Origin of the sequence: Gemmatimonas sp. (assembly GCF_044376735.1) — a bacterium.
In the GTDB taxonomy this organism is placed as follows: domain Bacteria; phylum Gemmatimonadota; class Gemmatimonadetes; order Gemmatimonadales; family Gemmatimonadaceae; genus Gemmatimonas.
The window spans coordinates 1-11,627 of the sequence record NZ_JBILKJ010000083.1 but is presented as its reverse complement, the minus strand read 5'-3'; the positions used below and the strand labels follow the sequence as shown (position 1 = coordinate 11,627).

Annotated in this window: 10 protein-coding genes; 7 read left to right on the top strand and 3 right to left on the bottom strand. The window is 67.4% G+C overall.

Annotated elements, in window-relative coordinates; genetic code table 11:
• Positions 1 to 221: 221 nt before the first annotated feature.
• Positions 222 to 1,745, bottom strand: coding sequence for a fumarate hydratase (locus ACIRA7_RS11355; protein ID WP_396220956.1), 1,524 nt, complete (start codon positions 1,743 to 1,745; stop codon positions 222 to 224).
• A gap of 220 nt (positions 1,746 to 1,965) precedes the next feature.
• Between ACIRA7_RS11355 and ACIRA7_RS11350 the strand changes: the two genes are divergently transcribed.
• Positions 1,966 to 3,258 (top strand): diguanylate cyclase, encoded by a 1,293-nt coding sequence (locus ACIRA7_RS11350; RefSeq protein WP_396220955.1) that lies wholly within the window; start codon positions 1,966 to 1,968, stop codon positions 3,256 to 3,258.
• An 8-nt stretch (positions 3,259 to 3,266) separates the two neighbouring features.
• Here the strand turns inward: ACIRA7_RS11350 and ACIRA7_RS11345 are convergent, their stop codons facing one another.
• The gene (locus ACIRA7_RS11345; RefSeq protein ID WP_396220954.1) at positions 3,267 to 4,217 is read right to left on the bottom strand and encodes a PhzF family phenazine biosynthesis protein; all 951 of its coding nucleotides are present in this window, start codon (positions 4,215 to 4,217) and stop codon (positions 3,267 to 3,269) included.
• Between the two features lie 145 nt (positions 4,218 to 4,362).
• Positions 4,363 to 5,994 carry an L-glutamate gamma-semialdehyde dehydrogenase gene (pruA, locus tag ACIRA7_RS11340; RefSeq protein ID WP_396220953.1) on the bottom strand — a complete coding sequence of 544 codons (1,632 nt, stop codon included), beginning with the start codon at positions 5,992 to 5,994 and terminating at the stop codon, positions 4,363 to 4,365.
• A 74-nt stretch (positions 5,995 to 6,068) separates the two neighbouring features.
• On the opposite strand from pruA, the gene ACIRA7_RS11335 reads away from it, so the two are divergent.
• The 6 genes from ACIRA7_RS11335 to ACIRA7_RS11310 form a co-directional block, all read left to right on the top strand.
• Positions 6,069 to 7,154, top strand: coding sequence for a hypothetical protein (locus ACIRA7_RS11335; RefSeq protein ID WP_396220952.1), 1,086 nt, complete (start codon positions 6,069 to 6,071; stop codon positions 7,152 to 7,154).
• Between the two features lie 55 nt (positions 7,155 to 7,209).
• Positions 7,210 to 8,118, top strand: a complete 909-nt coding sequence (locus ACIRA7_RS11330) for a deoxyribonuclease IV (protein ID WP_396220951.1) — start codon at positions 7,210 to 7,212, stop codon at positions 8,116 to 8,118.
• Positions 8,118 to 9,185 (top strand): alpha/beta hydrolase family protein, encoded by a 1,068-nt coding sequence (locus ACIRA7_RS11325; protein ID WP_396220950.1) that lies wholly within the window; start codon positions 8,118 to 8,120, stop codon positions 9,183 to 9,185. Before ACIRA7_RS11330 ends, ACIRA7_RS11325 begins: the two co-directional genes overlap by 1 nt.
• 171 nt (positions 9,186 to 9,356) lie before the next feature.
• Positions 9,357 to 9,794: an SWIB/MDM2 domain-containing protein gene (locus ACIRA7_RS11320; RefSeq protein WP_396220949.1), complete on the top strand. Its 438-nt coding sequence runs from the start codon at positions 9,357 to 9,359 to the stop codon at positions 9,792 to 9,794.
• 95 nt (positions 9,795 to 9,889) lie between these two features.
• Complete coding sequence (gene lepB / locus ACIRA7_RS11315; protein ID WP_396220948.1) at positions 9,890 to 10,696, top strand: signal peptidase I; 807 nt, start codon at positions 9,890 to 9,892, stop codon at positions 10,694 to 10,696.
• Positions 10,696 to 11,627, top strand: a 932-nt coding sequence (locus tag ACIRA7_RS11310) for an alpha/beta hydrolase (RefSeq protein ID WP_396220947.1), incomplete at its 3' end; no start/stop codon positions are given. The genes lepB and ACIRA7_RS11310, both read left to right, overlap by 1 nt.

The following is an 11,627-nucleotide window of genomic DNA, read 5'->3' as shown; positions in this document are numbered from 1 at the left end:
CAACTGGGGGACGTCGGCGCAAGGCCGGCGAGCGGTGGCCCGCCGGTGATGCGCTCGAGGGTAAGCGGAGTACGGGCGGTCGTTCCCTGCGCTGCGAGCAGGCTGGGGGCGACCGCCGCAACGGCCGCGAGGAAGGTTCGGACCATGAGGTGCATGGCCCGAACTTACAGGCTATCCCGAAAAAAAAGAGGGGCGATCCGCTTGGACCGCCCCCGTGTTGCTTACCCGGCCAGGATCGGTAGATGCCGGATCTTTTCCTGCCATTCACGCGGCCCCGTCTCATGCACGTTACTCCCCGCGGCGTCGACGGCCACGGTGACCGGCATGTTCTCCACCTCGAATTCGTAGATCGCTTCCATGCCGAGGTCTTCGAACGCCACTACGCGCGACGCGCGGATCGCCTTCGACACCAGATAGGCGGCGCCACCCACGGCCATCAGATACGCCGCCTTGTGCTTGCGAATGGCCTCCAGCCCAACCGGTCCGCGCTCGGCCTTGCCGATCATCGAGATCAGCCCCGTCCTGGCCAGCATCATCTCGGTGAAGTTGTCCATGCGCGTGGCGGTCGTCGGGCCGGCCGGTCCCACGGCTTCGTCGCGCACGGGATCGACCGGGCCCACGTAGTAGATCACGCGATTGGTAAAGTCGACGCCATCGGGGAGCCCCTCGCCCTTCGCGAACAGGTCGGCAATCCGCTTGTGCGCCGCGTCGCGCCCCGTGAGCAGCTTGCCGCTGAGCAGCAGTCGATCGCCGGCCGTCCACGTGGCCACGATCTCGGGGGTGAGTGTGTCGAGGTCCACGTGCTTGGCGTTCACATCGGGACGCCACGTCACATCCGGCCAGTCAGACAGGCTCGGCACCGGCAACCTCACCGCGCCGCGGCCGTCGAGCGTGAAATGCGCGTGCCGGGTGGCCGCGCAGTTCGGGATCATCGCAATCGGCTTGGATGCGGCGTGCGTGGGGTAATCGAAGATCTTCACGTCGAGCACGGTGGAGAGGCCGCCGAGTCCCTGCGCGCCGATACCGAGGGCGTTGATCTTGTCGCACAGCTCGATGCGCAGCTCCTCGAGCTTGTTCTGCGGACCGCGTGCCTTGAGCTGCGTCATGTCGATGTGCTCCATCAGCGATTCCTTTGCCATGAGCATCGCCTTCTCCGCCGTGCCACCGATGCCGATGCCGAGCATGCCCGGCGGGCACCAGCCGGCACCCATGAGCGGCACCGTCTTCATGACCCAATCCACGATCGAGTCGCTGGGGTTGAGCATCGCGAACTTCGACTTGTTCTCCGAGCCGCCGCCCTTGGCCGCCAGCTTCACCTCGACCGTGTTGCCGGGCACGATTTCATAGTGCACCACCGCCGGCGTGTTGTCGCGCGTGTTCTTGCGCGAGAATGCCGGGTCGGCCACGATGGAGGCGCGCAGCACGTTGTCGGGCTGCAGGTAGGCGCGTCGCACGCCTTCGTTGACCATCTCCTGCACCGACATCGTGGCGTCCCAGCGCACGTCCATGCCAACCTTGAGGAACACCACCACGATGCCTGTGTCCTGGCAGATCGGACGATGGCCTTCGGCGCACATGCGCGAGTTGGTGAGGATCTGCGCGATCGCGTCTTTCGCGGCCGGGCTCTGTTCCTTCTCGTAGGCGTCGCCTAGCGCATGGATGTAATCCAGCGGATGGAAGTACGAGATGTGCTGGAGCGCGTCCGCGATGGACTGGATGAAGTCGGCTTGGGCGATGGTCGTCATACGCTGAAAAATAATCGAGCGCGGCTGCGCGACACCCCCGGAGGGGCCCGGTAACCGCCCGTTGCCGAATGCCACGACGATCGTCCTCGCGAGAGGCACCAGTGGCCCAGCGCGGGGCGCCAGCGGCGTCCCGCGCACAAATGGGAGGGCGGGGGAAGCACCGGGGAGCCAAGGTTGGTGGACACGCCACCTGCACGTTATTGTCCTGCAACACAACACAATGACCAACGAATCCTCCCGCACCGACACGGCCAACGCCGATATCCTGCTTTGGCAAACGGGATACCGGATCGCGCTGGCCGTGTTCGCCGCCTTTATCGCGATCGGGCTGCGCCGGGCCGACAGTCTCGAGCTCTCGTTGGTGGCGGACCTGACGATCGGCGCCGGTGTCGCCGACCGCGTGCTGGCGCTGACGGTCGTCACGTACCTCCTGCTCGTGCTGGGCATCCGCGCGCTCGTCCGGCGCACGCGAGCGGCGGGCCGCACGCTCTCCGCGCTGATGGTCGTGGCCGATCTCGTGGTCGTGTTCCTGCTGGTCTTTCTTCTCGCCGAACCCAGCGCTTACGATCGCGGTTTGCTGCTGGCGCTGTTCTCGCTGCAGGTCACGCATGTGTTCTTCGGACGTGCCCCGGCGCTGCTCATGCTGGCCGCGATCTCGGCTGCGTTTCTGCTCATCAACGACATCGCTCAGCGCCACGGCAGCGACGTGTCGTGGACCAGCGCGCTCACCACGCTCAGCTTCTTCTTCCTCGGCGCGTTGCTCGTGATTCGCGTGCAGAGTCATCTCCACGCCCGCCTCGCCACGTTGGTGTCGATCTTCGAGCGTGCCGAAGAGGGGGACTTCAGTACCTCGTACGACGTGGAGGCCGATGAGCGCCCCGACGCCATCACGACGGTGGGACGCGCCTACAACCGCATGCGTTTGCAGTTGGTCGACATCGTGCTGACTGACGCGCTCTCTGGGTGCTACAACCGGCGGGGCTTCGAACAGCAGTACCGGCGTGAGTTGGCCCACGCGGCCCGCACGAAGACGGACGTCGCGCTCCTGGCGCTCGACCTCGATTTCTTCAAGCAGGTGAATGACACGTACGGGCACTTGGTGGGCGATCAGGTCATCGCCGAAACCGGCGAACTCCTGCGGGCCAAGGCGCGCACCGATGACATCGTCGCCCGTACCGGTGGCGAAGAGTTCATGATTCTCGCGCCCAACACCTCGGCCGCCGGCGCGCATCATCTCGCGTTACGTATCCTCGAGGCCTTCCGCCGTCACACGTTCGGCGCGCCCGATGCCACGGTCTCGCTCACCGTGAGCATCGGGGTGGTGTCGGAGACCGTCCCCGACGAATCCATCGCGGAAACCCTGCAGTCGCGCGCGGATGACGCGTTGTACGCCGCCAAGCGTAGCGGCCGCAATCGGATGGTGCTGTGGTCACACGGCCTCGACGCGTTAGGGTTCGGGCAGCCCAGCGGCGAGTATCCGACGATCCCGGGATCGGCGCGACCGCCCGTTTAACGGCGCCGTTACCGCACCGCCATCGTTCCTTCGCTCACCAGGACGGTCGCACCACCCACGCGGACGGCATCGATCACACCGTCGCGCTTGTGCGCTTCGATGTGCAGTCGGCTGGGACGCCCCATCTCCACGCCCTGCGCCACCTCCCAGCGAAGCACCCCATCGCGTGGCGTGCGCTTGGCGAGATAGCCGGCCAGGCAGGCATTGGCCGATCCGGTCGCGGGATCTTCCGGTACGGTGGAGCCGGGCACGAACACCCGCGCGCGGATATCACAGCCACGTACATGCAGCGGCAGCCGCGCCTCGCGATCGGCGTCGCCGCCATCACGCGCCATCGCGAACACCATCGGCCACGCCGCCCACATCCCCTTGAGCGTGGTGTCCCACGCATCGTGGTGGAGGCGCGCGCGCTCCACGGCCTCCACGCTGTTGAGCGCGATCAGCTGAAACGGCAGGCCGCAGCTCACCCCCGTCGGCGCGTGCAGGCCACCCACGAGATCCGTCGCCGACAGCGACAGTACACGCGCCAATGCCTCGAGGTCGGTCACCTCTACCCGCTCTTCTGGTAGCTGGGCCGTGGTGAGCTGTGCGTGTACCGGTACGCCATGCTCCAGCGTCACCCGCACCGGCACCGGCCCCACATTCTCGCCCAGCACCAGCGTCATCTCGCTGCCCAGCGCCGGCACTTCACCACTGGCCACCAGCACGTGCGCCGTGCCGATCGTCGGATGTCCGGCGAACGGCACTTCGAGCTCCGGCGTGAAAATGCGCACCCGCCGCGTGTGCGACGGATCCTCGGGCGCGAACACGAACGTGGTTTCCGCGTAATTGAACTCGCGCGTGATGGCCTGCAGCGTCTCGGTGGGAAGCCCCTCGGCGCCAAATACCACCGCGAGCTGATTGCCCGTGAAGGGTTCGGTGGTGAAGACGTCGGCGGTGATGAAGCGGAGGGTGCGCATAATCAAAGCAACCGGTGAGTTTCGAGTTTCGAGTTCGAGTTTCGGGTCGTGGGTCAAGCCGAAGCAGTTCGCCTACGCACCACTCGAAACCCCAACTCGAAACCCCAAACTCACGTGAGTCCATCCGCCAACACCCAACCGGGAATCACCCCAGGAACGGATACTTCCAATCCAGCGGACTCGAGAACGTCTCCTTGATGTTCCGTGCACTCACCCAGCGCATCAGGTTGAGTTTCGATCCCGCCTTGTCGTTCGTGCCCGAGCCACGCGCGCCACCGAACGGCTGCTGGCCGACCACCGCGCCCGTGGGCTTGTCGTTGATGTACAGGTTGCCCGCGCTCTGGCGCAGCACGCTCATGGCTTCGCGCACGGCGCCGCGGTCGCGCGCGAAGATCGCGCCGGTGAGGGCGTAGGGCGACGTGGTGTCCACCAGCGTGAGCGTTTCCCGCCACGCGTGGTCGTCGTACGGATGGATCGTGATCACCGGGCCGAACAGCTCTTCGCACAGCATGCGGTGCGTCGGATCGTCCGTTTCCACGATCGTGGGCTCGATGAACCAACCCTTCGAATCATCGTAGCCGCCGCCGGCCACGATGGTCGCCGACGTCTTGGCGTCGTCGAGATACCCCTTCAGCCGATTGAAGGCCTTCCGGTCGATCACGGCCCCTACGTAGTTCGAGAAGTCGCGCACGTCACCCTGCTTCATCTCGGCCATCATCGCCACGCAGCGGGCCTTCACGTCGGGCCACATCGACTTCGGCACGTACGCGCGGCTGGCCGCCGAACACTTCTGTCCCTGATATTCGAATGCGCCGCGCACGATGCCGACGGCCACCGCCTGCGGGTCGGCGCTGGGATGCACGACGATGAAGTCCTTGCCGCCCGTCTCACCCACGATGCGTGGATACGACTTGTAGGTCCCCATGTTCGAGCCGATCGTCTTCCACATGCTGTTGAACACGCCGGTGGAGCCGGTGAAGTGCACGCCCGCCAGATCGCGGTGCGCCAGCGCGATGTCGGAGATCATGCCCGCGTCGCCCGGGATGAAGTTGATCACCCCCGGCGGGAGCCCCGCCTCTTCCAGCAGCTGCATCGTGTACCACGACGACAGCAGCGCCGTGGCCGACGGCTTCCAGAGCACCACGTTGCCCATCAGCGCCGGTGCCCCCGGCAGGTTGCCGCCGATCGCCGTGAAATTGAACGGGGTGACCGCGTACACGAACCCTTCCAGCGGCCGGTAGTCCAGCTGGTTCCACATCGTGTGGTCGGACAACGGCTGTTCGGCGTACAGATCCTGGGCGAACTGCACGTTGAAGCGCCAGAAATCGATCAGCTCGCACGTCGCGTCGATCTCGGCCTGATGTACCGTCTTCGCCTGGCCGAGCATCGTGGCCGCGAGCATGGTGTCGCGCCACGTGGTGGTCAGCAGCTCGGCGGCGCGCAGGAACACCGCGGCACGGTCTTCCCAGCGCCAGCTCGACCAGTCGGCGTAGGCGGCGGCGCTGGCCGCGATGGCCTCGTGCACCAGCGCCGGGGTGGCCTTGTGGTACGTGGCCAGTACGTGATGATGGTCGCACGGCATCGTAACCGTACCGATGTCGCCGGTGTGAATCCGGCGACCGCCGATCACAATCGGAATCTCCACCTGCTCGGCCGCCATGCGGTCGAGGCGGAGCTTCAGGTTCTTCGTTTCAGGCGAGTTCGGCGCGTAGGTGCGCACCGGCTCGTTCACGGCGACCGGCACGCGACGCGTGCCATCGAAGGCGGCGAAAGACATCAGACGTTCTCCGAGAGGGCAGGATGAGGAACCGTAAAGCTAGCGCCATACGGATCTTGCACTACCCTTCGCGCATGGCTCTGCCTTCCGTTTGCCCGCTCGCCGCGTTTCCGGTCTCCCGGAGCCACCGCCCGCGGCTCGCGGTGCCGCTCGCGTTCCTCTTCACGCTCGCGGCCTGCGACACACCGCCGGTCCGCTGGGTGGATGCCGAGGCGGTGGCCACGAGTCTGCCATCCCCGCTGGCCTATCCGCCGTACGTGGCGACCGACTCCACCCTGAACGCCGCGTCGCCGCAGGCCGACTTCCTGCTCACGCAGGATCGGTGGCGCGAAGCCGGAGGCCAGTCGCTGCTGGAGCCCACGATCGCGGCCATGGCCGAGGCCAGCGACTCGATCGCGAACCATGTCATGCTGCCCCCGGTGCAGACCGCGCAGGCGCCGCTGACGGCGCTGGGCGATGGCGACGCGCCGATCGACTCGCTCCGATGCGCCCGGTCCCTCCGCATTGTCTCCGCGGGCGCGCGCGGGCAAGTCGCCGTGTGGTGGGCTCGGGGTGCTGGTGGCCGCGTACGGCTCGCGGCGGCCTGGCGGGATAGGGTGGTGCCCCCCGCCGTCGATTCGGCCGCGGGCGGGGCCTCGAGGAGCGCGTGGCGCGGGCCGATCATGGTGGACTCGCTCGACCAGGGCCCGGGCGACGCGCAGGCCGCCGATCGTGGCGCCTATGGCTGCGCCCGTCCCGCCCCGAGCGTCGCCATCGACACAAAGTACGGGTACGTCCACGTCGCGTACGCCCTCACCGGCCCGGAAGGGCCGGGCGTGTTCTACGCACACCAGATGGACCCGCGGTCGACGTTCGAGCCGCCGGTCGCGATCATCTACGGCGACCGCATCGGCGACGCACGGGTGGCGGTAGACGGCGATGTGGTCGCGGTGGCGTACGAAGATCCGAACAGCGGCCTTGGTCGCCGCAAGATCGGGCTCGCCGTGTCACGCACCTCGGGGCATCTCTTCGAAGACCGCCTCACCGCCAGTGGAGCGGTCGCCGATGCGCGTGATCCGCACGTGGTGGTGCGGGGGCGCGCCGTTGTCGTGGGCTGGAGTGAAATCGCTGCCGGCGCCGAGCCGACCGTCCGGTTGCGACGCGCCCGCGTCGCCCGCTGACCGTCCACTGAACCCCGTCAGTCCCTCGCGCTTCCCCTTACCGACCACGCATCCTATGTCGCTTCTCCTCGGCGCCCATTGCATCGACACCGGAGGCATCCCCATGGCCGCGCGCCGCGCCGGTAAGGGGGGCATGCAGGCGCTGCAAATCTTCAGCGCCATTCCGAAGTTCTACAACGACAAGGTCGGCATGAAACCCGATCGACTCGCCCGGTATCAGGAAGCGCTGGCCATCGCCGGCATTCGTCCCGAGCACGTCATCGTGCACGCGGCGTACGTGATCAATTGCGCCACACCCGACGAGGAAAAATGGCATCGGGCCGCCGCCGCGCTGGCCAAGGAGTTCGAGCGCTCCACCGCCCTCGGCGTGGCCGGCGTGTGCTTCCATCCCGGTGCCGCCACCGATGGCGACCGTGACGCGGCGATCGCCCGCGTGTCGGAGGCGATGCGTCGTGCGCTCGCGGCCGTCCCGGCCAGTCACACCCGGTTGCTCATCGAGAACACCGCCGGTGCCGGCACCACGGTGGGGCGCACGCCCGATGAAGTCGGCGCGATGCTCGCCGGCATCCCGGCCGCCGATCGCGCGCGCACCGGCTACGGACTCGACACCTGTCACCTGTTCGCGTCGGGGTATCCGATTGCGACCTCGCGCGCCGACCTGACGCAGGTGCTCGACGCGTTCGAAGCCGCCACCGGCGAACCGCCGGCGTTCTTCCATCTCAATGACAGCGAAGGCGCCCTGGGCTCGAATCGCGATCGCCATGCGCTCATCGGCGAAGGGCTGATCGGCACCGATGCGTTCAGCTGGCTGCTGCACGACCGCCGCGCGGCGGGGGTACCCCTCATCCTCGAGACGCCGCAGGAGCACGCCGAGGTCGCCGACGACGATGACACGCCCGATCCATGGGACCTGCGGTCGATTGCGCTGCTGCGCACGCTGGCGACGGAGCCCGTGCGCGGCTGATGGGCATCGGCGCGCGCCATCACGGGCCGCGGGCCGTCGTGGTGCTCGGGAAGGCCATGCTCGGCGCGGCGGTGTGTGGCGCGGTCGCGCTGGCCTGCGACGCGCGCCCGGCGCCGGCGAATGAGAGCGCTTCACCGCACCGCGCGTATCGCGAAGTGCGCGTGGTGGTCAACCCCGACGTCACGCTCGGCGGCGAGTTTGCGCTGCCGCCGATCCCAATGCCGCCGGCCACACCGACACCGGTGCCGGCGGTCCTGCTGCTGAGCGGATCCGGTGCGCAGGACCGCGATGGGGCGCGCACGGAACTGCCGGGCTATCGTCCGTTCGTCGACCTGGCCGACACGTTGCTGGCCGCCGGCTTCGCCGTACTGCGACTCGACGATCGCGGGGTGGGTGCCTCCACCGGACTGTTCGATGGGGCGACCACCGAAGATTTCGCGCGCGATGCAGCGGCCGCGGTTGCCTGGCTGCGTCAGCAGTCGCGCGTACAGCCGGATCGGATCGCCCTCGTGGGCCATAGCGAGGGCGCGTTGGTGGCCCTCCTGGTGGCACGCGACGATCCCCGTGTGTGGAAGCTGGGGTTGCTGGGGGCGGCGTCGCGCCCCGGGCGGGAAATCGCCCGGTGGCAGCGGGCGACGCTGGTCGCGGGTGATCTCACCACGTGGCCGCCGGCGCAACGGACCGCCGTGCTCGCGCGAGCCGAAGCGGAGGCCGATGCGATCGCCGCCACCGATCCCTGGCTGCGCACGTGGTTCGCCCTCGACCCGCGCGCGATTGGGCGCGACGTCCGTCAACCCGTGCTGCTGCTGCATGGCGAGAACGACCGCCAGGTCCCGGTGGCGCAGGCCGACGAACTCGCGGCCGCGCTCCCCGACGCGCGTACCGTGCGCCTGCCGCACACCGATCACCTCCTGCTGGACGACTTCGATGGCGATCCGCGCGGCTACGTGCGCCTCGCGTCGCGTCGCGTCGAGGGCGAGGTACTGCGCGCACTCGTCGCATTCCTCGAGCAGCAGAAGGGCAAAAACCGATTGCCCGAGGGAGAAACGGCAAAAAAAAGTCGCTGATTTTCGCGCGAAGTGCGCTTTTCATAGGGAAAAACGGGAAAAGCACTATTGCGCGACGTATTCGTGATTGTAGTTTTTCCCGTCCGCTGAGACGTAACCGCGTCTTCGCGAGATCTGTCGAGAGCTGTACCGCTCGACGCGACCCGACCGGTCACCACCTCAGGAGACAACATGGCCGCTGCGAAGAAGTCTGCGAAGAAGGCTGCAAAGAAGGCTGCCCCGAAGAAGGCTGCCCCGAAGAAGGCCGCTGCGAAGAAGGCGCCGGCGAAGAAGGCCGCCCCCAAGAAGGCTGCCGCGAAGAAGGCGCCCGCCAAGAAGGCCGCTGCCAAGAAGGCCCCGGCGAAGAAGGCCGCCAAGCGTACGCCGAACGCCGCGTTCATGAAGGCCCTCACGCCGAGCGGCGAGCTCGCCGCCGTCGTCGGCGACAAGCCGCTTCCGCGCACGGAAGTCGTGAAGAAGCTGTGGGCGTACATCAAGAAGCACGGCCTGCAGGACGCCAAGAACAAGCGCAACATCAACGCCGACGATAAGCTCAAGGCCGTGTTCGGCGGCAAGAAGTCCGTCAGCATGTTCGAGATGACGTCGCTGGTCTCCAAGCACCTGTCGTAACACCCGACGGTTCGCCGCGTATGTTGAAGGGGCGCGTCCTTGCCGGGCGCGCCCCTTTGATCTAGTCCGTCCTCGACTTCCCAACCGCACCGTCCGTGGCCTCGAAACGCAGTTCGTCAACCAACAGCACCGATCGCAAGAGTGTGGCGAACCTCCGCGCCGGCACCTCCTCCTCCTCCTCCGGTGGCGGTGGCTCCACCGTCTGGGAGAACGTCAAGGCGGTCCTCGTTACGCTGGCGCTCTTTCTCGCCATCCGGACGTTTCTGATCGAGGCCTACCGCATCCCCTCGGGAAGCATGATCCCCACGCTGCTGGTGGGCGACTGGCTCTTCGTGAACAAGCTGGTCTACGGCCCGCACGTGCCGTTCACCGACGTCAATCTGCCGGGTTACGACGATCCGGAGCGCGGCGACGTGGTGGTGTTCGTCTCGCCGAATCAGGTCGACCAGCCCGAAGATCCCAATCCGACGTTGGTGAAGCGCCTCGTGGCCGTGGCCGGCGATACCATCTGGATGCGAGGCGGGGTCTTTCACGTCAACGGAATCGCCCAACGTCAGGGCGCCCTGGCGGCGGAAAACCCGAAGGGCGATGGTGGCTTTTCGCACCCGCTCTTCAGCTGGCAGAAGCCGTTCGAGGTCCGCGGAACGTCCGCCGGGGATCCGCCGGCATCGCCCACGCTCGACGACTGGGGCCCGCTGGTCGTGCCCGCGAACTTCCTCTTCATGCTCGGCGACAATCGCTACGACTCCAAGGACGGCCGCTACTGGGGCTTCGTGCCCCGTGAGAACGTGCGGGGTCGTCCGGTGTTCGTCTACTACTCGTACAACGCCGACGAGAGCGTCCGCCCGCTGCCGTTCATCACCGATATTCGGTGGGGACGCCTCGGCACCATCATCAAGTAATGCCTGCCGTGTCGTCGCGAACCGTGCGGCACGCGACACGTCTGGCCGCCGCGCTGCTCGCCGCCGCCGGGAGCGCGTCGGTGTCGCTGGCGCAGACGGGCACGGTGCGCACGGACACCATCTGGTCGCAGTCACTGGGCGCCGCCAAGGCGCTGGTGGTGTATCTGCCGCCCTCGTATCAGCGGGCGGCGGGCACCCGCTATCCGCTGCTGGTGTATCTGCACGGCCGCACCGGGAGCGAGCGCAACTGGGTCGATGCCGGCCGCTTGCACGTCACCATGGACTCCCTGACACGCGCCGGTGCCCCCGAAGCCATCATCGCCATGCCCGACGGTGACGACGGCTGGTACGCCACCTGGAATCAGTTGGGCGATGTGAACGCCTGCCGCGCCGACACCAGTCGTCGTGAACCCGCGGCCACGTACTGTGTGCCGTGGACGCGCTACGACGACTACATCGCGCGCGACATCGTGTCGTACATGGACACCCGCTATCGCACAAAGGCTAACCGCGAGAGCAGGGGGATCGCCGGCCTGAGCATGGGTGGTTTCGGCGCGCTCACGGTGGCGCTGCAGTATCCCGAGGTCTTCGCCGCTGCCGCCAGTCACTCGGGGGTCGTCTCGCCGCGCTACCTCGGCCCCACGCCGTTCGTGCCGCCGGCCCGCTACGCCAACACGGCCGCCGAGTTGCAGGTCGCGGCGAAGAACCTGTGGTCGGATCTCCGCTGGGTCATGGGGAAGGACACCATTGGCTGGAACGCTCGCGACCCCGGACGCATGGCGCAGCGCCTCCAGCAGCGGGTCGCCACCGGCGCGCCACCGCTGCCACAGATGATGGTCGACGTGGGAGTCGACGATCCCTTCGTCGATCAGAATCGCGACCTCGATGCCACGCTCACCCGTTTGGGGGTGCCCCATCGGTACGCCGAGTG